Raw genomic sequence first — 21679 nt, 5'->3', positions numbered from 1 at the left:
CGGCCATGACCTCGAACGACGTTCCCGCTTCCGGCCCCGGTGCCGGGCGCAGGCGTGCGCTGGGGCGGGGGCCGGGGGTTTCGCCTCCGGCGCCGGAAGCGTTGCCGGTGGTCGACGAGAGGCCGTCGTCGGCTGAGGTCGACTCTCCGGCTGAGGCCGGGGGACCGTTGGGCCCACCCTCCGCCACTCTCGACTCCGCTCGAGCGGGGGGACCCCCGTCGCCCGGCGGAACGACTGCCCACAACGGCGGCGTGTCCGCAGAGGAACCCGGCGCTGCCGAAGCGCCCGACGGCGTCTTCACAGTGCGGCTCGCCAACTTCGAGGGGCCCTTCGACCTCCTCCTCCAGCTGATCTCCAAGCACAAGCTGGACGTCACCGAGGTCGCGCTCTCCAAGGTGACCGACGAGTTCATGGCGCACATCCGGGCGATGGGGCCGGACTGGGACCTGGACCAGACCACCGAGTTCCTCGTGGTGGCCGCCACCCTGCTCGATCTCAAGGCCGCCCGGCTGCTGCCCGCCGCCGAGGTCGAGGACGAGGCCGACCTGGCGCTGCTGGAGGCCCGTGACCTGCTCTTCGCGCGGCTGCTGCAGTACCGCGCGTACAAACAGATCGCCGACATCTTCAACCGGCGTCTGGACGACGAGGCCCGCCGCTGGCCCCGTACCGTCGGCCTCGAACCGCATCTCGCCGCATTGCTGCCCGAGGTCGTCATCAGCATCGGGCCGGAGGGGTTCGCCAGGCTCGCGGTCAAGGCGATGCAGCCCAAGCCCAAGCCGCAGGTGTACGTCGACCACATCCACGCCCCGCTGGTCAGCGTGCAGGAGCAGGCCGGGATCGTGGTCGCGCGGCTGCGGGAACTGGGGGAGGCCAGCTTCCGGGTGCTCGTCGAGGACACCGACAACACGCTCACCGTCGTCGCCCGCTTCCTGGCGCTCCTTGAGCTGTACCGGGAGAAGGCCGTGGCCCTCGACCAGGAGACCGCCCTCGGAGACCTGATCGTGCGGTGGACCGGCGGTGACGAGCAGACCCGGCCGATGGTCACCGACGAGTTCGACCGGCCGCCCGAGCCGCCCAAGGAGGAGAAGGCGTGAGTGAGGAGACCGCGGAGCTGCCGGCGGGGCTGCGGCCCGTCGCCGAGCTCGACCTCAAGCCGGCCCTGGAGGCGGTGCTCATGGTCGTGGACGAGCCCGCCACCGTCGAGCACCTGGCCAAGCTCCTGGAGCGGCCGAGGCAGACGATCACCAAGGCGCTGCGGGCGCTGGCGGAGGAGTACACCGCGCAGGGCCGCGGCTTCGAGCTGCGGTTCGTCGCGGGCGGCTGGCGTTTCTACACGCGCGCCGAGTACGCGCCCGCCGTCGAGCGGCTGGTCCTGGAGGGCCAGACCGCCAGGCTCACCCAGGCCGCCCTGGAGACCCTCGCGGTCGTCGCGTACCGCCAGCCGGTGAGCCGCAGCCGCGTCTCGGTCGTCCGTGGAGTCAACTGCGACGGTGTGATGCGCACCCTCCTCCAGCGCGGTCTGGTCGAGGAGGCGGGCGCGGAACCCGAAACAGGTGCGATCCTGTACAGGACGACGAACTACTTCCTGGAGCGGATGGGCCTGCGCGGTCTGGACGAGCTCCCGGAGCTCGCGCCCTTCCTCCCGGAGGCGGAGGCGATCGAGGCCGAGACCCAGGAGGGGGTGCCGTCGTTCGATCCGGACGCTCCGGATTCCGAGGACGCAGACGACAAGACGGAACTTTGATGCGAAGCAGCAGCGGCAGGAACAGCAGCGAAAACAACGGCGGGAGCCGTGGTGGCAACAGCGGCGGCCGCGGCGGGAGCAGCGGTGGCCGCGGTAACTACCGCGGCGCCGGGAACGCCCGCGACGACAAGCAGGGCGGCCGGCCGAAGAAGCCGCGCCCGGAGGAGCGGCGCTACGACGTGGGCCCCGGCGCCACCCAGGACGGCCCGAAGTCGGGTCGTGGCGCCTCGGCGCGCGGCGGCGCCAAGGGCGGCCCCAGGCAGGGCCAGGGCACCGGGCGCGGCCGTACCGCTCCGGCGAGTTCCCGGGAGTACGACGCCCGCGCCGAGGAGCGCAACCGGGAGCGGTACGCGGGCAAGAAGGACGTCAAGCTGCCCAAGACCTTCCCGGGCGCCGAGCAGGAGGGCGAGCGGCTGCAGAAGGTCCTCGCCCGCGCGGGCTACGGCTCCCGGCGCGCCTGCGAGGAGCTGATCGAGCAGGCCCGCGTCGAGGTCAACGGCGAGATCGTCCTGGAGCAGGGCAAGCGGGTCGACCCGGAGAAGGACGAGGTCCGCGTCGACGGGCTGACCGTCGCCACGCAGTCGTACCAGTTCTTCTCGCTGAACAAGCCGGCCGGTGTGGTCTCCACCATGGAGGACCCGGACGGCCGGCAGTGCCTCGGCGACTACGTCACCAACCGGGAGACGCGGCTCTTCCACGTGGGGCGACTCGACACCGAGACCGAGGGCGTCATCCTGCTCACCAACCACGGCGAGCTGGCGCACCGGCTGACCCACCCCAAGTACGGCGTGAAGAAGACCTACCTCGCGCACATCGTCGGCCCGATCCCGCGCGACCTGGGCAAGAAGCTCAAGGACGGCATCCAGCTGGAGGACGGGTACGCGCGCGCCGACCACTTCCGGGTCGTCGAGCAGACCGGCAAGAACTACCTCGTCGAGGTCACCCTGCACGAGGGCCGCAAGCACATCGTGCGCCGCATGCTGGCCGAGGCCGGGTTCCCGGTCGACAAGCTGGTGCGGGTCGCCTTCGGACCCATCACCCTCGGCGACCAGAAGTCGGGCTGGCTGCGCCGGCTGTCCAACACCGAGGTCGGGATGCTCATGAAGGAAGTCGACCTCTAGACCTCCTGCTGATCCTCCGAACCCCGTGAAGGGGTGTGTACGGCTTCCTGACGGCCGGTCCCGGGCACCCCGGGACCGGCCGTCGTCGTCTCCGTGAACGGGGCTCCGGCGGCCACTGAGGGCTTGCGCGCCCCCGCGCGCTCTTTATAGTCGTAGGGACTATTATTCGCATCGATCAACGAGGGGTGGACAGGCGCATGCAGGGCTACGACAAGTACGCCTTCGAACCCTTCGCCGTCACCGTCGACCTCGCCGTCCTCACCCTCCGCGCCGGCGCTCTGCACGTGCTGCTCGTCGAGCGCGGGCAGGAGCCGTACGCCGGAGAGTGGGCACTGCCCGGCGGCTTCCTGCTGCCGCGGGAGTCGGCCGAGACGGCGGCCCGGCGGGAGCTCGCCGAGGAGACCGGCCTGTCGGACGTGTCCGGACTGCATCTGGAGCAACTGCGCACCTACAGCGAGCCCGACCGTGATCCGAGGATGCGGGTGGTCTCCGTCGCCTTCACCGCGCTGCTGCCCGACGCCCCCGAACCGCACGGCGGCGGTGACGCGGCACAGGCGCGCTGGCAGCCGTACGACCCGGCCCGGCCGCTCGCCTTCGACCACGACCGGATCCTGGCCGACGCCCATGAACGGGTCGGCGCGCAGCTGGAGTACAGCTGTCTCGCCACCGCCTTCTGCCCGCCCGAGTTCACGCTCGGGGAGCTGCAGAACGTCTACGAGACCGTGTGGGGCGTCACCCTGGACCGCCCCAACTTCCGCCGCAAGGTGCTCGCCACCCCCGGCTTCGTCGAACCCGCCCCCGGCGCCGCCCGGCTGACCGGCGGCCGCGGCAAACCGGCCGCCCTCTACCGCGCGGGCACCGCCACCGCGCTCCACCCGCCCCTGCTCCGCCCGTCCCGGGAAGGACGCCCCGCATGACCACGAACATCGGCGACAAACGCGCCGCCACCGGCTCCCTGATCGGTCTCGCCCTCGGCGACGCGCTCGGCTTCCCCACCGAGTTCAACGACGTGCCCTCGATCCTCGCCAAGTTCGGTCCCTGGCGGGAGATGGCGCTGCCGCGGCCGGCCGTCGTCTCGGACGACACCCAGATGACCCTCGCCGTGGGACACGCGATGCGCACTGCCATGGACCGGGGGGTGCTCGCGCCCAAGCGGCTGGAGCGGCCGCTGCGCGAGGAGTTCGTGGACTGGTACCAGTCGCCCCAGAACAACCGGGCGCCCGGCCGGACCTGCCTGCGGGCCTGCAGTCTCCTGAAGGAGGAGGGGCGCCTCTGGCAGGACGCCAGCCAGATCGACTCCAAGGGCTGCGGGGCCGACATGCGGGTCGCGCCCGTCGGCCTCGCGCCCGGGCTGAGCGACGAACAGCGCGCCGGCGCCGCCCAGTTGCAGTCCGCGCTGACCCACGGCCACCCCACCGCCCTGGCCGCCTCCGACCTCACCGCACGTGCCGTACGGCTGCTCGCGCAGGGAGCCGAACCGGACGGGCTCGTCGGGCAGTTGCGCGGGTACGCCCGGGAGAACCGCACCCGCTACCACCACACCTGGCTCGGCGACCTGTGGACGCGCAGCCACGACGCCACCCCCGAGGACTTCATCGCACGCGGCTGGGACGAGTGCCTGGAGATCCTCGACCGGCTCCAGGAGGCCGTGCGCACCGCCTCTCCGGAGGCCGACCCGTGCCTGGCCACCGGGGCCGGCTGGATCGCCGAGGAGGCCCTGGCGACCGGACTGCTCTGCTTCCTGCTCTTCCCCGGCGAACCGCTGCTCGCCCTGCGCCGGGCCGCCTGCTCCTCAGGCGACTCGGACTCGATCGCCTGCCTCACCGGGGCGTTCGCGGGTGCCTGGCTGGGCGCGGAAGCCTGGCCTACGGAGTGGGCCGACCGGATCGAGTACGCGGGCGACCTGCTGACCCTCGGCGCGCTCTGGGACGCCTGAGCGCTCGCTCGACGACCTGCTCGACAGGCGCGGAGCAGCTAACGCCGCCCGGCGCGCTCCGCGCGCACGACGCCCTGCACGACCCCGTGGTCCGCGTGCGTCCGGAGGGCCGAGTCCCGGCGGGTCCGGAACAGGAAGTCGGCCACGCGCGCGTGGTCCGGCTCCGCCGGGAGCGGGCTGCCGTGCAGGGCCCGCTCGGTCTCTTCGGCGAGCCGGGCCATCCGGGACTCGACCTCCGCCCAGGAGACCTCGCCCCGCTTCACCGCCAGGAACCCCGCGCGCCGCTCGCCCACGTCGATCGTGAGCTCGCCGGTGCGCAGCAGGTCGCGGGCGCTGGTCAGGAGCCGCAGCAGGTGCATCGCATGCTTCCAGCGCGGGGCGCCGTGCGCGCGCAGGTCCGCGTCGAGCTTCCGGCGCTGGCCCAGGGCGTACCGGGTGAAGGTGTCGTAGGCGTGCCGGGAGAGGAAGGCGCCGCGCAGGGCGAGCAGTTCGCGGCCGGTGCCGTCGATGTGCTCGACCAGGGGCGAGTGCAGGCACTCCAGGATGTTCGGGTTGGCCCGCAGCGCCAGCTCGCAGAACCGTTCCAGCTCCCAGGAGAACCGCTCCTCCTCCGGTCCCTCGACATGGGTCGGAGGCTTCTCGAAGCGCCAGAACAGGGGAGTGGGGGCGAGGAAGACGCCCCGGCGGTCGGTGTCGCTGCCCTCCGTGGCCAGGCCGAAGGCGCGCGACCCCATGACACAGGCGTAGATCGTGTGGTCGCGTACCAGGTCCTCGGGCTGCATGCCGGGGAGCGTACGCGGCCGGTCAGCCCAGGGTGATCGAATTTCCGCTCACCGTGATCGACTTCGCCGGCAGCGGCCTGGTCGCCGGGCCGTGGGCCACCGCGCCGTCGGCGATGTGGAACCTGCTGCCGTGACAGGGGCAGTCGATGGTGCCGTCCGCCACCTTGGCCACGGTGCAGCCCATGTGGGTGCAGATCGCCGAGAAGGCCTTGAACTCGCCCTTCGCCGGCTGGGTCACCACGATCTTCTGGTCCTTGAAGATCGTGCCGCCGCCCTCCGGGATCTCACTCGTCTGCGCCAGCGCACTCCCGGCGGCCGCGCTCGCGGCCCCGGAGGCGGTGGGCGTCTCGGACGAGGTGGGTGTCTCGGTCGAGCCGGAGGAGCCGTTGTTGTTGCCGCAGCCCACGCAGGTCGCGGCGAGCGCCGCGGTACCCGTCGCGAGCATGGTGCGCCGAGTGGAGCCCTCGGTCATGTCGTCACCCCGAACGTGCGGAAGAACCAGAATGCGGACGTCAGCCAGACGAGCGTGAGCACGGCGAACACCAGCCCACCGACGATCGGCAGCAGCCAGCCAGGGAGTCGCTCCCAACGGAGCAGCAGCATCTTGGCACTGAAAACACCGAAGAAGAAGCAACCCAGGATGGAGTGCCACAAAACGCGTGTTTCGTACGTCTGATAGCCCAACGCGTACAGGCAGTGCACCGCCACGGGGACGGCGACCAGGAAGGCGATCCGCCCCGACCAGCGGTGCAGGCCCGACGCCCAGCGCGGTCCCGGCAGCTTCCCGTACAGCATCAGCGCGGAGACCAGCTGGACGAGCGCGAAGAAGAACGCGATCGAGGCCAGCCACGTCTTCCCCGCGAATGTGCTGCTGAAGGCGCCGAGGCCGAAGACGGCCCCGGTCGGGTGGTGGACCCTGCCGTACACGCCGAGGGCGACCGCGACCGCCCCGGCCACCAGGACGGGGACGAGATAGCGGGCGGGGTTCGGGCTTCGGCGGTTCGGCTCGGGCGGCGGCCAGCTCTGGGTGGCGGCGTTCGGGTCGACGCTCATGTCGGCTCCCTCGGGTCACGGCCGGATGTCAGGGGAGGACCGGGTTCGCCGTCAGCGGCTGTCCGTCGACCGTCACGGCGCCGGTCTCCGGGTCGATGCGGGGTGCGGACGACGGTGTGCCTTCGCGGTCGACCATGCCGACCTGGCGGCCGTCGGCGAGCACGATCCAGCCGCCGTCGACCTTCGCTCCGCGCACGGTCGCGGTGGCCCGGTACAGCCCCGACCCCTTGACGGCCTTCCGGGCGGTGAAGGCGTAGTGGCCGCCGTCCAGGTCGACGGCCCCGCGGATGCGGCCGCCGTCCTGCAGCGTCCCGTTCAACGCGGCGCCGTGGCCGCCGGTCAGCCGCATGCTGCCGTCGGGCCGCACCCGGCCCTTGAGCCAGGACTCCTTGCTGCGCCCGTCGCAGAAGTACGCGATCGCCCTCCCGTCACGGACCGAGACGGCGACGGAGGACGAGTCGTCGTCGGTGCGTCCGGCGTAGGAGGCGTCGGCGATCTTCGACGGCGACGGCAACGAGGCCGGGGACGCCGTGCTGCTCGTCGGCGTCGGAGCCGGTGGCTTCTCCTGGTACGACGACGAGGCGTTCCTCGTCCCCGCCGTGGCGTCGAGCGCCAGCGTGAGCAGGCCGAGCAGCAGACCCGCGAGCAGGGTCAGCAACGGACCGGGACGTTTCATGGCGGACCTCCCCCGAGGCGGGTCTGGCTGCCATCAGAGCGGACCGGCGGGCCCGACGTAAAGAGACCCACAGGGGTTTTTCACTCCAAGTAGCGGAATTAGGTCATATGCGTGACATTGGGGCCATGGCAGGCAATGACCTTGAAAACATACTCGGCAGCCTCCTCGGCGACGACGAGGGCGCCGGGCTGCTGACCACGCTGATCGGCGCGATGAGCCACGGCCAGGGCGGCAGCTCGCTCGGCGGGCTCCTGGAGACCCTCGCGAAGTCAGCTCCGGCCGTCCGCAAGGACTAGGCGGCGTCTCAGCGGGCGGGCGCGACGCACGGGCCCGGCGGCGGTCTGACTAGGCTGGCCGGACCAAGAGGCCGACGTCAGAACAGGAGCAGCGCCGTGGCGGTACGAGCGGTCCGGGGGGCCGTCCAGCTGGAGCGGGACGAGGCCGGTCACATGGACGAGCAGGTCGGAGCGCTGCTCACGGCCGTCATGGAGCGGAACGGCCTGACCGCCGACGACCTGATCAGCATCTGGTTCACGGCCACCCCCGACCTGCACAGCGACTTCCCGGCGGCCGCCGCGCGGAAGCTCGGCATCGTCGACGTACCGCTGATCTGCGCCCAGGAGCTGGACATCGCGGGTGCGATGCCCCGCGTCGTACGGATACTGGCGCACATCGAGACCGACCGGGCCCGCGCCGACGTGAACCACGTCTACCTCGGCGCCGCGGCAGCCCTGCGCAAGGACATCGCCCAGTGAGAACCGCGCTCGTCATCGGTACCGGTCTCATCGGTACGTCCGCCGCGCTCGCCCTCGCCCAGCGGGGCGTCGTCGTCCACCTCGCCGACCACGACCCCGAGCAGGCCCGGACCGCGGCCGCGCTCGGCGCCGGCACCGACGAGGCCCCCGGGGGCCGGGTCGACCTGGCGATCGTCGCCGCCCCGCCCGCCCATGTCGCGTCCGTCCTCGCGGACGCGATGAGCAGGGGCGTGGCCCGCGGCTACGCCGACGTGGCCAGCGTCAAGGGCAGCCCGCGCCGGGAGCTGGAGGCCAAGGGCCTGGACCTCTCGTCGTACATCGGGACCCACCCCATGGCGGGCCGGGAGAAGTCCGGGCCGCTCGCCGCCACCGCCGATCTCTTCGAGGGCCGGCCCTGGGTGCTCACCCCGACCCGGGACACCGACACCGAGGTGCTGAACCTCGCCCTGGAGCTGGTCTCGCACTGCCGGGCCCTGCCGGTGGTCATGGAGGCCGACGCCCACGACCGCGCGGTGGCCCTGGTCTCGCACATGCCCCACCTGGTCTCCAGCATGGTCGCGGCCCGCCTGGAGCACGCCGACGAGTCGGCCGTACGGCTGTGCGGACAGGGCATCCGGGACGTGACCCGGATCGCCGCCTCCGACCCCCGGATGTGGATCGACATCCTCTCCGCGAACCCCGGCCCGGTCGCCGACCTGCTCGCCGACGTCTCCGCCGACCTCGACGAGACGGTCCGCGCGCTGCGCGCCCTGCAGTCCTCGGACGAGGCCAAGCGGCGCGAGGGCGGCGCGGGCATCGAGGACGTGCTGCGCCGCGGTAACGCCGGCCAGGTACGGGTACCCGGCAAGCACGGCTCGGCGCCGCGGGCGTACGAGGTCGTGGCGGTGCTCATCGACGACCAGCCCGGCCAGCTGGCCCGGATCTTCGCGGACGCCGGGGCGGCCGGCGTCAACATCGAGGACGTGCGGATCGAGCACGCGACCGGTCAGCAGGCCGGTCACGTCCAGCTCTGGGTGGAGCCGAAGGCGGTGCCCGTCCTCACGTCGGCGCTGCGGGACCGGGGCTGGGCGCTGCGGCAGTAGCGCTGAGAACGACGGTCCCGGGGGCCGGTAACCTTGTGCGGGGCGCACCGCCGCCCCCACACCACCCACCACCCTGCACCCGGAAGGTGTCCCCCCGTGGAAAACGGCGCCGTAAAGCCCGTGATTGTCGCGATCGACGGCCCCTCGGGCACCGGCAAGTCGAGCACGTCCAAGGCCGTGGCCGAGCAGCTCGGCCTCAGCTACCTGGACACCGGGGCCCAGTACCGGGCGATCACCTGGTGGATGGTGACCAACGGCATCGACCTCACCGACCCGACCGCGATCGCCGCGGTGGCCGGCAAGCCGGAGATCGTCTCGGGGACCGACCCGGTCAAGCCGACGATCACCGTCGACGGCGTGGACGTCTCCGCCCCGATCCGCACCGAGGAGGTCACCTCCAAGGTCAGCGCGGTCAGCGCGGTGCCGGAGGTGCGGACCCGGATCAGCGAGCTGCAGCGGTCCCTGGCCCGCGCCGCCGCGGCCGGCATAGTCGTCGAGGGCCGGGACATCGGTACGACGGTGCTGCCCGACGCCGACCTGAAGGTCTTCCTCACCGCCTCGCCCGAGGCCCGCGCGGCCCGGCGCAGCGGCGAGCTGAAGGGCGCCGACGTCAACGCCACCCGCGAGGCCCTGGTCAAGCGGGACGCGGCCGACTCGACCCGCAAGACCTCGCCGCTCGCCAGGGCCGGCGACGCGGTCGAGGTGGACACCACCGAGCTGACGCTGGCCCAGGTCATCGAGTGTGTCGTCACCCTCGTCGAGGAGAAGCGGGCCGGGAAGTGAGTCTTCCGTCGCAGCGGGGCGCCGAGACCGGGCGGCGCATCGGGGTCGGCCTGATGTACGGGCTGTGGAAGCCGCGCGTGCTCGGTGCCTGGAAGATGCCCGCGCACGGCCCGGCGATCCTCGCGGTGAACCACTCCCACAACATCGACGGCCCGATGGTCATGGGCGTCGCACCCCGGCCGACGCACTTCCTCATCAAGAAGGAGGCGTTCGTCGGGCCGCTCGATCCGTTCCTGACCCGGATCGGGCAGCTGAAGGTGGACCGGCATTCCACCGACCGCACCGCCGTCACCCGGGCGCTCGGCGTCCTGGAGGCCGGGGGAGTGCTCGGCATCTTCCCCGAGGGCAGCCGGGGGGACGGCGACTTCGCCGCACTGCGCGCCGGGCTCGCCTACTTCGCGGTGCGCTCCGGGGCGCCGATCGTCCCGGTGGCCGTGCTGGGAAGCTCCGAGCGGCGCGGACGGTTGATAAAGGGGCTGCCCCCGCTGCGGTCCCGCGTCGACGTCGTCTTCGGCGACCCCTTCGAAGCGGGCGACGGCAGCGGCAGACGCACCCGCAAGGCCCTGGACGAGGCCACCGAGCGCATCCAGAAGCAGCTCGCCGGCCACCTGGAAAACGCCAGGCGTCTGACCGGACGCTAGGCGACACTGAGTAGTGGCTCAGCCCCCCTGTGCGGCCGGGCCACCGATCACCACGATGAACGACGAGGTACGCACTTCATGAACGACCACATCCAGCCCGGCGACTCGGCTGAGCACGAGTACGACCACGGGGCGCTCGGCGACGCCGAGTACGCGGAGTTCATGGAGCTCGCCGCGGAAGAGGGCTTCGACATCGGGGACGTCGAGGGCGCCATCGAGGCGGCCGGCCACGGCCCGCTGCCCGTCCTCGCCGTCGTCGGCCGCCCCAATGTCGGCAAGTCGACTCTGGTCAACCGCATCATCGGCCGCCGCGAGGCCGTCGTCGAGGACAAGCCCGGTGTCACCCGGGACCGCGTGACCTACGAGGCCGAGTGGGCGGGCCGCCGCTTCAAGGTCGTCGACACCGGCGGCTGGGAGCAGGACGTCCTCGGCATCGACGCCTCCGTGGCGGCCCAGGCCGAGTACGCGATCGAGGCGGCCGACGCGGTCGTCTTCGTCGTCGACGCCAAGGTCGGCGCGACCGACACCGACGAGGCCGTCGTCCGGCTGCTGCGCAAGGCCGGCAAGCCCGTCGTACTGGCCGCCAACAAGGTGGACGGCCCCAGCGGCGAGGCCGACGCGGCCTACCTCTGGTCCCTCGGCCTCGGCGAGCCGCATCCGGTCTCCGCCCTGCACGGCCGCGGCACCGGCGACATGCTGGACGCCGTCCTGGAGGCGCTGCCCGAGGCGCCCGAGCAGTCCTTCGGCGGCCCCGGCGCCGGCGGCCCCCGCCGGATCGCCCTCATCGGGCGCCCGAACGTCGGCAAGTCCTCCCTCCTCAACAAGGTGGCGAACGAGGAGCGCGTCGTCGTCAACGAGCTCGCCGGCACCACCCGCGACCCGGTCGACGAGCTGATCGAACTCGGCGGCGTCACCTGGAAGTTCGTCGACACCGCCGGTATCCGCAAGCGCGTCCACCTCCAGCAGGGCGCCGACTACTACGCCTCGCTGCGCACCGCGGCGGCGGTGGAGAAGGCCGAGCTCGCGGTCATCCTGATCGACGCATCCGAGTCCATCTCGGTGCAGGACCAGCGCATCGTCACCATGGCCGTCGAGGCGGGCCGCGCGGTCGTCCTCGCCTTCAACAAGTGGGACACCCTCGACGAGGAGCGCCGCTACTACCTGGAGCGCGAGATCGAGACCGAGCTCGGCCAGGTCGCCTGGGCACCGCGGGTGAACGTCTCGGCGCGCACCGGCCGCCACATGGAGAAGCTGGTCCCGGCGATCGAGACCGCCCTCGCCGGCTGGGAGACCCGCGTCCCCACCGGCCGCCTCAACGCCTTCCTCGGCGAGCTGGTCTCGGCCCACCCGCATCCGGTGCGGGGCGGCAAGCAGCCGCGCATCCTGTTCGGCACCCAGGCCGGCACCAAGCCGCCGCGGTTCGTCCTCTTCGCCTCCGGCTTCATCGAGGCGGGCTACCGCCGCTTCGTCGAGCGCCGGCTGCGCGAGGAGTTCGGCTTCGAGGGCACGCCGATCCATATCTCCGTGCGGGTGCGCGAGAAGCGCGGCGCGAAGAAGAAGTAGGGGCACAGGTGAGAGGGGCGGCCACCGGATCGGTGGCCGCCCCTCTCACCTGTGTCAGTGCCCCTGGCGCGGACCCGGCGGAAGCGCCGCGGGGACCGGCGTCATGCCGGTCCCCTGGGTCCGCCCGAGCGTTCCGACCCGCTGCCACTGCGGCGGCTGCGGCTGCCCGCCGCCGTGCCGGGCGTTGTAGGCACCCGCGCTGTACGCGCTGTACGAGTTCCCTCCGTACGACCCCAGCCCATGCGTGCCGGTACTGAACGGGGCGCTCCCGAAGGCGACGAACCCCAGCGACTCCTCACCGCTGCGATCACCCGGCAGCGTACGGAAGGCCTTGACCCACTCCGTGTAGAGCGAGTCATAGATCGGCGTGGCCGAGTGCCCGCCCGTGGCTTCCTGAGCCACCCGAGCAGCGGGAACGGCGGAGAAGGACGGCCGGTGGTGAGGAAAGTCGTATGCGTGCACGTATGTCCAAACGACCGGATTCCTGAAGAGATGCGGCCAGTAGTTTGCTTTTAGGGGCGCTTGCGCTCCGTAAGGGGAACGGGGCTGTGTTGGATGTGCGGCCGCCGCCGCGCGGGCGCGACCAGCCACGACGTTGCCGCAGTCGCCACCCGGACCGAAGTCCCTCCCCCGTGGGCGCTCCTCAAACTCCCGCAAGCGGCAACGCAGCCGCCACCAGCTTCCCGTTCGCCGCCGCCTTGTCGATCGCGTCGCGCAGCAGATCCTCCCGGGGCTGCCGCCCGATCGACCCCACCGGCGCCGCGAACATCAGCACCTGCTGGTGCTTGTTGGCCGCCGCCCGCCACCCGTCGGTCACCTGCAGCGGCTGATGCGCCTGCCACCACGCCACCGGCTGCCCGCCCGCCGCCCCGGGCTGCAGCACCGCGTGCAGCTGACCCACCGCCAGCAGCACCGACCACCCGTGCAGCACCGGCGGCACCGCGGACAGCTCCGTCACCGGCATGAAGCCCTGCTCGATGAGGAGCGGCAGGAAGTCGTCGCCCACCCCGTCGGTGCCGGGCCGCACGATCGGCGAGGTCGGCTCCACGACCAGCGCCGGGTGCAACTCCCCGGTGATCAGCACGAGTCCGCTGGTCACCCCGAGCACCGCCTGCTCGGGCACGGACTTCTGCGGGCCGCCGCCGGGCGCGCTGTCGCCGTTGATGGAGCGGACCGCGCCCTGCAACTGCTCCTCGGTGACCTGGACGACCTGCGAGGGCAGGCAGGTGGCGTGGGCGAAGGCGAGGACGGCGGTCTCGTCGCCGATGAACAGGACGGTGCTGGTGCGCTCCTGTTCGGAGTCGCCCGGGGTGCGGCAGGACGTGCAGTCGTAACTGCCGGGGGCGTTGTCTCCGGCGAGCAGCCGGTCGGCTTCTTCGTCGCCGATCTCGGCGCGTACCTCGTCGCTGACGTCGAGCATGCGCGGCACGGTGGCTCCCTCGGGATGCGGTGCATGAAGGCCCGGGTGGCTCCCGGTCCGTGAGCCCCCGGGGTGGCGGGCTCATGAAGAAGACAACGGGCGATCTGTGGTGGGGGTCACGCAGTGGGGGGATCGGGATCGAACCATCCACTGCGCAGGGTCACTCCAGGTGCGGAATCCGGCACTCCCCGTCAACTCTTCGCAAGCCAAAGGAGTTTGACGCGGTGAAGTGAATCACAGATCCGTCGAACCCGTGGTCGACAAATCACGAAATCGGGGAATGTAGTGGGTGGCCGAAAATCGCCGCTACTCACGGTAACACCCAACTGGCCTGGCTCGACAGGGAGTTGGTTGATTTCGGGCGTTCCAGATCTCTAGATTCCTCCGCCGTGTGCAACGAGCACCGCTCGGGTACGTCCGCCGGCCACACCAGCCAGAGCACCACCGCACCACCGGCCGTGGCGGACGGGGCGAGCGCGAGGAACCGCGTCCATCGCGCGGGGACCGCGCCCCGCCTGGGGGGACCCCGGGTATGTGGAGAGGGAAATACATGTCCGAGTGTGCCGATACCACCCGTGAGACCGCCGCGAACAAGAACGGCTCCCGCAAGGGCCGTACGACGGCCGCCCTGGCCGGGGCGGCGCTGCTCGCCCCGCTGGGCCTGCTGGCAGCCACCGGCAACGCCGCGGCGGCGGACAACGGAGTGTGGGACCGCATCGCCCAGTGCGAGAGCGGCGGCAACTGGCACATCAACACCGGCAACGGCTACTACGGCGGACTCCAGTTCTCCGCCTCCACCTGGCGCGCGTACGGCGGCACCGCCTACGCGGCGACGGCCGACCAGGCCTCCAGGGAAGCGCAGATAGCCGTCGCCACCAAGGTCCAGCACGCCCAGGGCTGGAACGCGTGGCCGGTCTGCTCGGGGCGGGCCGGAGCGACCGGCTCGGCGCCCGAGAGCGCCTCGGTGACCACGAAGAGCACCACGGAGTCGGCGACGAAGTCGTCGACCACGTCGACCACCAGGAAGTCGGCCCCCGCGGCGAAGGCGCCGCAGCGCTCGACGGACCGCACCGGCCGCACCTCGTCCAAGGGCGACTACACCGTCCGCGAGGGCGACACCCTGAGCGGGATCGCCGAGCGGCACGGCACCACCTGGCGGCACCTCTACGCCGCCAACAAGGCCGTCATCGGCGACGACCCGAACCTCATCGTGCCCGGGCAGCGCCTCGCGCTCTGACGCGAACCCCTGCCTGGCACGTCCCCGCACCGCCCTGCCCCGCCCGGTCCGACCGGGCGGGGCCCGGTGCGTTTTGGGGGCATGTACATGCTTTGAATGAGAGCGGGCATCCTGATGTGAGGGCGATTCATGTGCGGACGGCGCGCTTCGAGTTCACGCTGCCGTGACCCCCTGCAGGCCCGCCCGGTACGGGGGTTCTGTGCCGAAGCGGTGAATCTCTTATGCGGTGCCGGCTTCGGCGCGGGCCGCCGGAATCGGAATGGAATGCATGCGCCGAAGGCCCCGGATCCCCGCTCCCGGTTCTTTCCGGAGGCTTTTCGGAAGACCCTACCGGCATCCGGGAATTGCGCTCGAATGCGCCAGGAAGACGCATGGAACCGCTCGTACGTGTGATGGAGTTCGATCGAAACGCGTGTCGTGATTCTGTGACAGAAGTGTGACCGGGGACGGACCCGGGACTTCGGCCCCGTCTCCGCTTCCGTCTCCGCCGCAAGCGGCCTAGCGTGGGCCTCATGGCACCGGACACCGCTCCGCCGACGGAGCCCCAGGACAGCCCGCAAGGGTACGTAGGCCTCGACGCGGGCGACGCGGAACGGCTCGCCCGGCAGCGGGGGTGGGCGACGGTGCGCTCGCTGCCGCCGGGCGCGATCATCACCATGGAGTACCGGGTGGGGCGGCTCAATTTCGAGGTGCGCGACGGCGTCGTGGCGCGCTCCTGGAAAGGCTGACCGTGCGACGGTGAAGGCCCCGGTTCCCGCAGCGGGAACCGGGGCCTTCACCGTGCCGGAGGCCGGCTGTGCGTACCTGACCCCGCTGGTTGCCTCCGTGCGGCGCGGTCAGCCGCCCGTCAGCGGGCGGGCAGCCTGGGCGGCGGTGCCGCGCGGCTGCCGGTCGGGGTGCTGCGGGCGGCGGCTGCCCACCGGGGTCACGGGGGTGCGCTCCGAGCGGGCGGTGTGCGGGCCGGGTGCCAGATGGATCGGGGTCCGGGGCGCACGGGTCAGGGAGACCGGCTCGGGCTCCGGTGTCGTCTGCTCGACGGGCGCCGGGCGCGGCTTGAGGACCACGGGCACCGGGACGGGCGCGGGCAGCGTACTGCCGCGGCGGGCGCGCCAGCGGTCGCGCAGGTCGAAGAGCGAGGTCTCGGTGCGGGCGATGAACGGCTCGCACCACGGCAGGGCAAGCAGGATCAGCAGCCCCGCGGCCCAGCCCAGCAACACGTCGCTCAGCCAGTGCGTACCGAGGTAGACGGTGGACATGCCGACGCCGAGCGAGGTGACCGCCGAGGCGGCGGAGAGCCAGCGGCGGGCTCTCGGGGTGGAGGCCAGATATGCCAGAATTCCCCAGGTCACCACCGCGTTGGCGGTGTGTCCGCTGGGGAATATATCGCCGCCCAGGCCCATCTCGTTCGAGCCGATGACGGTCGCGTAGTGCGGTCCGAGGCGCCCCATGCCGAGCTTGGCGGCACCGACCGTGATGTTGAGCAGCAGCAGGGAGGCGCCGAGCGTGAGCAGCGGGCGCACGGTGTGCTGCCGCCATGAGCGCCAGCCCAGCCAGGCCGAGACCATCACGGCGGTCGGACCGCGCTGACCGAGGACCACGTAGTAGTCGACGAACCAGTGGATTCCCGCCCACTGCTGGTACGGCCGGAAGAACATGACCTGCCAGTCGAGCCGGACCAGCCACGACGTGATCACGACGGCCCACACGATCGCCAGGTAGAAGGCGAGGGTCGCGGTGAACAACACGACCCGGTGCCGGCTCATCTTCGGCACATCAATGTGGGCCGGCCGTTCCGGCTCACGGTCCAGCCTGGCGAACACCCGGTCCAGACGGGTGAGGTTTCGTTCGGTACGCACCCAATCGACGTTACAGCGAGTGAGCTCTGTTCCCGATCGAAACAGCGGCTTTGTGATGACGATGTGATGTGGGAAACCTCTCAGGAGGTCTCCGAATTCTAAGGATTCCGTAATCCTCGGCGGGTCCGCCCTTCAATTCCTTTGATCATGCCGGGTCGCCGTTTTGTGGCACTTATGAATTCGTTAACCGAAGCATGGGGTGGAATTCTCCGGCTGCTCATCGGGGCCATGGGAACGATCATGGAGGTCCGGAGCCGTTCAGCCAGAACGCGCCATAGACCGCCGAGGCCACCGCCACACCCGTCGTGACCAGCACTGATCTGCTGGCGCGCAGCCGGGCCAGGGCTCGGGCGAGCGGCAGCAGGACCGGGAAGGCCGGCATCAGCAGCCGTGGCTTGGACCCGAAGTAGCTCGACGCGCAGAGCGCGAGGGCGAGGACGACACCCGTGTAGACCAGCAGGGGGAGCGGTTGCCGCTGGCGGACGCCGATCACGTAGAGCCACAGCAGCAGGCCGACGCCGAGAATCAAACCCGCTCCGGCCAGGGCGGACGGAAATGACGTGAACTTGTCGGCGACGAAGCGCGCGAACGCGTAGCCGCCGTCGAAGCCGTTGCGCCAGCCTGCCTGGACGTCCAGGTAGCCGAGCGGGCCCCGGCCGGTGCGGTGGCCGACCCACAGGACGTAGGCGGCGGCGCCCACGGGGGCGAGGGTCATGGCGAGGGCGCGGCGCCGAGCAGGCGCGTCGGAAGGAGTGGCCGAGGGGGTGGTGAAGAAGGTGCTGAAGAAGGTGCTGAAGAAGGTGGTGAAGAAAGGGGTGAAAGAGGAGACGAGGGGGGCGCGTGTCTCATGTGGTGCGCCGGTTGCCTGCGGTGTGCGCCCGGCGCGGGCGGCGCCGGCCCCCTCGGGGGCGTGTCCATCGGGGCGCGCGCTGTCCGCTTGGTCCGCACCACGGTCCCGCGCGCCCGCGCTCCGATCCCGCACGAACGAGACCACCCCCGCCGTCCACACGGCCGCCACCACGGCGAGCCCCACCGGCCGGGTCAGCCCCGCCAGCGCGGCCAGCGCCCCCGCGCTCACCCAGCGGCCGGTCAGGACGGCGTACAGCGACCAGGCGGCCAGCGCCGTGAACAGCGACTCGCTGTACGCCATCGACTGCACGATCCCGACGGGCAGTACGGCCCACAGCAGCACCGCGCAGATCCCCGCCCGCCGGCCGTACACGACGTCCGTGACCGCGAAGATCCCCCAGGCCGCGGCGAGCGAGGCGAGCAGACTCACCGTGAACCCGGCGTCGGCGTACGACAGGGGCGTGAGCGCGTGCAACAGGCGCTCCAGCCAGGGCAGCAGCGGGAAGAAGGCCAGGTTCGAGTGGACGTCGCCGTTCGGCAGCCGCACCTCGTAGCCGTAGCCCAGGTCGGCGACCCGCGTGTACCACAGCGAGTCCCAGCGCGCCGTCAGCAAGGTGTACGCGCTCCTGTCGCGTGCCGCACTCCACCCGGCCAGCACGACCAGGCCGAGGGCGCGCACGGCCGCGTACCCGAGCAGGGCCGGCGCCGCCCGGCGCAGAGCGGGCGCGCGCGGGGCCGTCACGGGCGTTTCAAGAGCGGTCACGGGCTCGATTATCGACGGGCGGCGGAACCGCGCGGTTCACGCGGGCGTGGTCCGGAGCGGGGGCAGTGGTGTACGCCACATGAGTTCTCCGGAGCGTGTGAGAGGTCCGCCACGTGCCCCCGGAACGAACTCGCGTACGCTGACATGTCACTCGCGTTCGTATGCGCGGGCCGGGGACCCCGCTCCTCCCCGGCCGTACGACGGGGCGTCCCCACCCCGCCGGTCCGCCGCACGCGAGGGACCATCTGGGAGGTACGTACATGTCCGGGACGACCACGGCCGCCGTACGACCGCGCCGTCGGGCGGCGTCCAGGGCCGGTGACGGTGCCAACCGCTGGGTCGTCCTCGTCGTCCTCTGCGTCAGCCTGCTGCTGGTCGCCCTCGACGCGACCGTGCTGCACGTCGCGGTGCCCGCCGTCACCGAGGACCTCAAGCCCGGCGCCATGGAACTGCTCTGGATCGTCGACGTCTACCCGCTGGTCTGTGCCTCGCTGCTGATCCTCTTCGGCACGCTCGGCGACCGGGTGGGCCGGCGCCGCGTCCTGCTCCTCGGCTACGCCCTGTTCGGCGTCGCCTCCGCGGCGGCCGCCCTCGCGCCGAGCGCGGCGGCGCTGATCGGAGCCCGGGCGCTGCTCGGCGTCGGCGGAGCGATGATCATGCCGGCGACGCTCTCCATCCTCCGGCAGGTCTTTCCCGACCGCCGTGAGCGGGCCCTCGCCATCGGCATCTGGAGCGCGGTGGCGGCGGTCGGCGCGGCCGTGGGCCCCCTCCTCGGCGGCTTCCTGCTCGAACACTTCTGGTGGGGCTCGGTCTTCCTGGTCAACATCCCGCTGATGCTGGTCAGCCTCCCGGTGGGACGGCTCTTCCTCCCCGAGTCGCGCGGGGACCGAGACGGCCCCTGGGACGTGGTCGGCGCGCTGATGGCGGCGGCCGGCCTGTTCGGCGTGGTGTTCGCGGTGAAGCGGCTGGGCGGCGGCGAGCCGACGGGCAGTGCGCTGACGGTGGCGCCGCTGCTGCTGGGCGCGCTGCTGCTGATCCTCTTCGTACGACGGCAACGGCGGCGGACGTACCCGCTGGTGGACCTGACGATGTTCGCGCGGCCGGCGTTCAGTACGGCGGTGGGCTGCATCGTGCTGGCGATGCTGGCGCTGGTGGGCCTTGAGCTGATCGCCGCGCAGTATCTGCAACTGGTGCTGGGGCTCTCTCCGTTGCAGACCGGGCTACGGCTGCTGCCGCTGACGCTCGCCGCGATGGCGGCGGGACTGGCCGGGGCGCGGATGCTGCGGCGGTTCGGGCCGCGCCGGATGGTGTGCTTCGGCTTCTGCCTGACCGCGGCGGCGGTGCTCACCCTGACGGCGATGGGCGGGGTGGACAACGCGGGCCTGCTGCTCGCCGGCTTCCTGCTGCTCGGCTTCGGGCTGGAGACCACGCTCTTCGGGGCGTACGAGTCGATGCTGAGTGAGGCGCCGGCGGCGCAGGCCGGTGGGGCGGCGGCGATCGGGGAGACGTCGTACCAGCTGGGTGCCGGGATCGGGATCGCGCTGCTCGGCAGCGTGATGAACGCGGCGTACACGCCCGGGCTGGCGGGGGTGCCGGGGGTGCCGGCGTCGGCGTCGGCCGCGGCGGGGCACTCGCTGGGGGAGGCGTACGCGGTCGCCGGACGGCTGGGTGGGACGGCGGGGGCGGGGTTGCGGCGGGCGGCGCGGGATTCCTTCGTGCACGGGCTGCATGTGACGTTGCTGGTGAGTGCGGGGCTGTTGTTGCTGGGGGCGGTCATGGCGCTGCGGTTGCCGCGTGCCATGCACTGTGAGGAGGCGCCGGTGGAACTCCCCGCTCCCCGGGGACCCCAACGCTCCCGCGTCTCGGCATAGCCCCTCCGGGGAGGGGGCCGGTTCGCGGGGGTGCCGCGTCGTCGGCGGGGTCCTTTCCCGCCCGCGCACCGCCCGTGCGGGTGGGGATGAAGGTGGGGCGACCTGTGGGGGTGCTTCGTCGTTGGCGGGTGCGGGTCAGGACTTTGCCCACCCGCGCACCGCCCGTGCGGGTTGGGGGAGGGGTGGGGCGACCTGTGGGGGTGCCTCGTCGTTGGCGGGTGCGGGTATGGGGGGATCTGTGGCCGACGTGGGTGGTGTGGGGGTGGGGGAACGGGGAGACTGTGCCTAAGCTGGTGTAACTAGCGGTGCTAGTTTTGGGAGGGTTCTGATGTCCGCGTCCGTGAAGTTGCCTCCGTTCGATGCCGGTGACCCGCTCGGGATCGACGATCTTCTGGAGCCGGAGGATCTGGCCGTACGGGAGACCGTGCGGAGCTGGGCGGCGGATCGGGTGCTGCCGTTCGTCGCCGAGTGGTACGAGAGCGGGGAGCTGCCCGGCATCAGAGAGCTCGCCAAGGAGCTCGGGTCGATCGGGGCGCTCGGTATGTCGCTCAGCGGCTACGGCTGCGCCGGGGCGTCCGCCGTCCAGTACGGGCTCGCCTGCCTGGAGCTGGAGGCCGCCGACTCGGGCATCCGGTCGCTGGTGTCCGTACAGGGGTCGCTCGCCATGTACGCGATCTATCGGTTCGGGAGTGAGGAACAGAAGTCGCGGTGGCTGCCGGGCATGGCCGCCGGTGACGTCATCGGCTGCTTCGGGCTCACCGAGCCGGATCACGGGTCCGACCCGGCCGCCATGCGGACGTACGCCAAGCGCGACGCCGGCGGCGACTGGGTGCTGAGCGGGCGGAAGATGTGGATCACCAACGGGTCGGTGGCGGGCGTCGCCGTCGTGTGGGCGCAGACGGAGAACGGGATCCGGGGATTTGTCGTGCCCACGGACACGCCTGGGTTCTCCGCGCCCGAGATCAAGCACAAGTGGTCGCTGCGGGCCAGTGTCACCAGTGAGCTGGTGCTGGACGACGTGCGGCTGCCCGCGGACGCGGTACTGCCGGAGGTCACCGGGCTCAAGGGGCCGCTCAGCTGTCTGTCGCACGCCCGGTACGGGATCGTGTGGGGCGCCATGGGCGCGGCCCGCACCTGTTTCGAGACCGCCGTCGACTACGCGAAGTCGCGGGAGCAGTTCGGTCGGCCCATCGGTGGCTTCCAGCTCACCCAGGCCAAACTCGCCGACATGGCGGTCGAACTGCACAAGGGGATCCTGCTCGCCCATCATCTGGGGCGGCGGATGGATGCCGGCCGCCTGCGTCCCGAGCAGGTCAGCTTCGGCAAGCTCAACAACGTACGCGAGGCCATCGAGATCTGCCGTACGGCGCGGACGATCCTCGGCGCGAACGGGATCTCGCTGGAGTACCCCGTGATGCGGCACGCGACCAACCTCGAATCGGTGCTCACCTACGAGGGCACCGTCGAGATGCACCAGCTGGTGCTGGGCAAGGCACTCACCGGACTCGACGCCTTCCGGTGACCCCGCGCCAGGGCAGGGCCGACGA

At 71.7% G+C, this 21679-nt stretch carries 23 protein-coding genes; 15 read left to right on the top strand and 8 right to left on the bottom strand.

Annotated elements, in window-relative coordinates:
- Positions 1-5 precede the first annotated feature (5 nt).
- From OHB00_RS12315 to OHB00_RS12295, 5 genes are all read left to right on the top strand, one after another.
- Positions 6-1094 carry a segregation/condensation protein A gene (locus OHB00_RS12315; RefSeq protein ID WP_406434166.1) on the top strand — a complete coding sequence of 363 codons (1089 nt, stop codon included), beginning with the start codon at positions 6-8 and terminating at the stop codon, positions 1092-1094.
- Positions 1091-1744, top strand: coding sequence for an SMC-Scp complex subunit ScpB (gene scpB / locus OHB00_RS12310; RefSeq protein ID WP_406434164.1), 654 nt, complete (start codon positions 1091-1093; stop codon positions 1742-1744). Before OHB00_RS12315 ends, scpB begins: the two co-directional genes overlap by 4 nt.
- Positions 1744-2865: a pseudouridine synthase gene (locus tag OHB00_RS12305; RefSeq protein WP_406434162.1), complete on the top strand. Its 1122-nt coding sequence runs from the start codon at positions 1744-1746 to the stop codon at positions 2863-2865. Before scpB ends, OHB00_RS12305 begins: the two co-directional genes overlap by 1 nt.
- A gap of 197 nt (positions 2866-3062) precedes the next feature.
- Entirely contained in the window at positions 3063-3782 is a 720-nt protein-coding gene (locus OHB00_RS12300; RefSeq protein ID WP_406445744.1) for an NUDIX hydrolase, read from the top strand.
- Positions 3779-4801: an ADP-ribosylglycohydrolase family protein gene (locus tag OHB00_RS12295; protein WP_406434159.1), complete on the top strand. Its 1023-nt coding sequence runs from the start codon at positions 3779-3781 to the stop codon at positions 4799-4801. Before OHB00_RS12300 ends, OHB00_RS12295 begins: the two co-directional genes overlap by 4 nt.
- Before the next feature lie 38 nt (positions 4802-4839).
- On the opposite strand, the gene OHB00_RS12290 is transcribed toward OHB00_RS12295, so the two are convergent.
- From OHB00_RS12290 to OHB00_RS12275, 4 genes are read right to left on the bottom strand one after another with little or no spacing between them, the layout of a single operon-like run.
- On the bottom strand, positions 4840-5583 hold the full coding sequence (locus OHB00_RS12290; protein ID WP_406434157.1) for a DNA polymerase beta superfamily protein: 744 nt from the start codon (positions 5581-5583) through the stop codon (positions 4840-4842).
- A gap of 22 nt (positions 5584-5605) precedes the next feature.
- Positions 5606-6055, bottom strand: a complete 450-nt coding sequence (locus OHB00_RS12285; RefSeq protein WP_406434155.1) for a Rieske (2Fe-2S) protein — start codon at positions 6053-6055, stop codon at positions 5606-5608.
- Positions 6052-6636, bottom strand: coding sequence for a DUF6529 family protein (locus tag OHB00_RS12280; protein WP_406434153.1), 585 nt, complete (start codon positions 6634-6636; stop codon positions 6052-6054). The genes OHB00_RS12285 and OHB00_RS12280 overlap by 4 nt, the downstream gene beginning before the upstream one ends.
- 28 nt (positions 6637-6664) lie before the next feature.
- Entirely contained in the window at positions 6665-7312 is a 648-nt protein-coding gene (locus tag OHB00_RS12275; RefSeq protein WP_406434151.1) for a hypothetical protein, read from the bottom strand.
- 125 nt (positions 7313-7437) lie between these two features.
- On the opposite strand from OHB00_RS12275, the gene OHB00_RS12270 reads away from it, so the two are divergent.
- The 6 genes from OHB00_RS12270 to der all read left to right on the top strand — a co-directional run bounded on the left by OHB00_RS12270 (position 7438) and on the right by der (position 12136).
- On the top strand, positions 7438-7608 hold the full coding sequence (locus tag OHB00_RS12270) for a hypothetical protein (RefSeq protein ID WP_406434149.1): 171 nt from the start codon (positions 7438-7440) through the stop codon (positions 7606-7608).
- Positions 7609-7704: 96 nt separating this feature from the next.
- Entirely contained in the window at positions 7705-8067 is a 363-nt protein-coding gene (aroH, locus tag OHB00_RS12265; RefSeq protein ID WP_406434147.1) for a chorismate mutase, read from the top strand.
- Positions 8064-9149 carry a prephenate dehydrogenase gene (locus OHB00_RS12260; RefSeq protein WP_406434145.1) on the top strand — a complete coding sequence of 362 codons (1086 nt, stop codon included), beginning with the start codon at positions 8064-8066 and terminating at the stop codon, positions 9147-9149. Before aroH ends, OHB00_RS12260 begins: the two co-directional genes overlap by 4 nt.
- A gap of 96 nt (positions 9150-9245) precedes the next feature.
- Positions 9246-9932 carry a (d)CMP kinase gene (gene cmk, locus OHB00_RS12255; RefSeq protein WP_406434143.1) on the top strand — a complete coding sequence of 229 codons (687 nt, stop codon included), beginning with the start codon at positions 9246-9248 and terminating at the stop codon, positions 9930-9932.
- 53 nt (positions 9933-9985) lie between these two features.
- On the top strand, positions 9986-10573 hold the full coding sequence (locus tag OHB00_RS12250; protein ID WP_406445742.1) for a lysophospholipid acyltransferase family protein: 588 nt from the start codon (positions 9986-9988) through the stop codon (positions 10571-10573).
- A gap of 78 nt (positions 10574-10651) precedes the next feature.
- On the top strand, positions 10652-12136 hold the full coding sequence (gene der, locus OHB00_RS12245; protein ID WP_406434141.1) for a ribosome biogenesis GTPase Der: 1485 nt from the start codon (positions 10652-10654) through the stop codon (positions 12134-12136).
- Between the two features lie 54 nt (positions 12137-12190).
- Here der and OHB00_RS12240 read toward each other — a convergent pair whose 3' ends face one another.
- Both OHB00_RS12240 and OHB00_RS12235 read right to left on the bottom strand, forming a co-directional pair.
- Positions 12191-12598 (bottom strand): hypothetical protein, encoded by a 408-nt coding sequence (locus OHB00_RS12240; RefSeq protein WP_406434139.1) that lies wholly within the window; start codon positions 12596-12598, stop codon positions 12191-12193.
- Positions 12599-12779: 181 nt separating this feature from the next.
- Positions 12780-13565 (bottom strand): hypothetical protein, encoded by a 786-nt coding sequence (locus OHB00_RS12235; RefSeq protein ID WP_406434137.1) that lies wholly within the window; start codon positions 13563-13565, stop codon positions 12780-12782.
- A gap of 541 nt (positions 13566-14106) precedes the next feature.
- On the opposite strand from OHB00_RS12235, the gene OHB00_RS12230 reads away from it, so the two are divergent.
- Together OHB00_RS12230 and OHB00_RS12225 are read left to right on the top strand one after the other, a co-directional pair.
- Positions 14107-14793: a transglycosylase family protein gene (locus tag OHB00_RS12230; RefSeq protein ID WP_406434135.1), complete on the top strand. Its 687-nt coding sequence runs from the start codon at positions 14107-14109 to the stop codon at positions 14791-14793.
- A 512-nt stretch (positions 14794-15305) separates the two neighbouring features.
- Positions 15306-15521 (top strand): I78 family peptidase inhibitor, encoded by a 216-nt coding sequence (locus tag OHB00_RS12225; RefSeq protein ID WP_406434133.1) that lies wholly within the window; start codon positions 15306-15308, stop codon positions 15519-15521.
- A gap of 108 nt (positions 15522-15629) precedes the next feature.
- On the opposite strand, the gene OHB00_RS12220 is transcribed toward OHB00_RS12225, so the two are convergent.
- The gene (locus OHB00_RS12220) at positions 15630-16649 is read right to left on the bottom strand and encodes a phosphatase PAP2 family protein (RefSeq protein WP_406434131.1); all 1020 of its coding nucleotides are present in this window, start codon (positions 16647-16649) and stop codon (positions 15630-15632) included.
- Positions 16650-16887: 238 nt separating this feature from the next.
- Positions 16888-18261: a mannosyltransferase family protein gene (locus OHB00_RS12215; protein ID WP_406434129.1), complete on the bottom strand. Its 1374-nt coding sequence runs from the start codon at positions 18259-18261 to the stop codon at positions 16888-16890.
- Between the two features lie 260 nt (positions 18262-18521).
- Between OHB00_RS12215 and OHB00_RS12210 the strand changes: the two genes are divergently transcribed.
- Both OHB00_RS12210 and OHB00_RS12205 read left to right on the top strand, forming a co-directional pair.
- Positions 18522-20132, top strand: coding sequence for an MFS transporter (locus OHB00_RS12210; RefSeq protein WP_406434127.1), 1611 nt, complete (start codon positions 18522-18524; stop codon positions 20130-20132).
- Between the two features lie 328 nt (positions 20133-20460).
- Positions 20461-21654 (top strand): acyl-CoA dehydrogenase family protein, encoded by a 1194-nt coding sequence (locus OHB00_RS12205; RefSeq protein WP_406434125.1) that lies wholly within the window; start codon positions 20461-20463, stop codon positions 21652-21654.
- Positions 21655-21679: the final 25 nt, after the last annotated feature.

Origin of the sequence: Streptomyces sp. NBC_00631, assembly GCF_045206895.1 — a bacterium.
Lineage (GTDB): Bacteria > Actinomycetota > Actinomycetes > Streptomycetales > Streptomycetaceae > Streptomyces.
This window is presented reverse-complemented; position numbering and strand designations above follow the sequence as displayed.

What these genes read in the sequence shown, in the direction of transcription:
- OHB00_RS12275 (WP_406434151.1), bottom strand. Translation starts at nt 7,312, where the DNA reads ATGAAACGTCCCGGTCCGTTGCTGACCCTGCTCGCGGGTCTGCTGCTC.
- OHB00_RS12230 (WP_406434135.1), top strand. Translation starts at nt 14,107, where the DNA reads ATGTCCGAGTGTGCCGATACCACCCGTGAGACCGCCGCGAACAAGAAC.
- OHB00_RS12305 (WP_406434162.1), top strand. Translation starts at nt 1,744, where the DNA reads ATGCGAAGCAGCAGCGGCAGGAACAGCAGCGAAAACAACGGCGGGAGC.
- OHB00_RS12270 (WP_406434149.1), top strand. Translation starts at nt 7,438, where the DNA reads ATGGCAGGCAATGACCTTGAAAACATACTCGGCAGCCTCCTCGGCGAC.
- OHB00_RS12300 (WP_406445744.1), top strand. Translation starts at nt 3,063, where the DNA reads ATGCAGGGCTACGACAAGTACGCCTTCGAACCCTTCGCCGTCACCGTC.
- OHB00_RS12290 (WP_406434157.1), bottom strand. Translation starts at nt 5,583, where the DNA reads ATGCAGCCCGAGGACCTGGTACGCGACCACACGATCTACGCCTGTGTC.
- OHB00_RS12205 (WP_406434125.1), top strand. Translation starts at nt 20,461, where the DNA reads ATGTCCGCGTCCGTGAAGTTGCCTCCGTTCGATGCCGGTGACCCGCTC.
- der (WP_406434141.1), top strand. Translation starts at nt 10,652, where the DNA reads ATGAACGACCACATCCAGCCCGGCGACTCGGCTGAGCACGAGTACGAC.
- OHB00_RS12280 (WP_406434153.1), bottom strand. Translation starts at nt 6,636, where the DNA reads ATGAGCGTCGACCCGAACGCCGCCACCCAGAGCTGGCCGCCGCCCGAG.
- OHB00_RS12295 (WP_406434159.1), top strand. Translation starts at nt 3,779, where the DNA reads ATGACCACGAACATCGGCGACAAACGCGCCGCCACCGGCTCCCTGATC.
- OHB00_RS12250 (WP_406445742.1), top strand. Translation starts at nt 9,986, where the DNA reads ATGTACGGGCTGTGGAAGCCGCGCGTGCTCGGTGCCTGGAAGATGCCC.
- OHB00_RS12225 (WP_406434133.1), top strand. Translation starts at nt 15,306, where the DNA reads ATGGCACCGGACACCGCTCCGCCGACGGAGCCCCAGGACAGCCCGCAA.
- OHB00_RS12210 (WP_406434127.1), top strand. Translation starts at nt 18,522, where the DNA reads ATGTCCGGGACGACCACGGCCGCCGTACGACCGCGCCGTCGGGCGGCG.
- OHB00_RS12285 (WP_406434155.1), bottom strand. Translation starts at nt 6,055, where the DNA reads ATGACCGAGGGCTCCACTCGGCGCACCATGCTCGCGACGGGTACCGCG.
- OHB00_RS12315 (WP_406434166.1), top strand. Translation starts at nt 6, where the DNA reads ATGACCTCGAACGACGTTCCCGCTTCCGGCCCCGGTGCCGGGCGCAGG.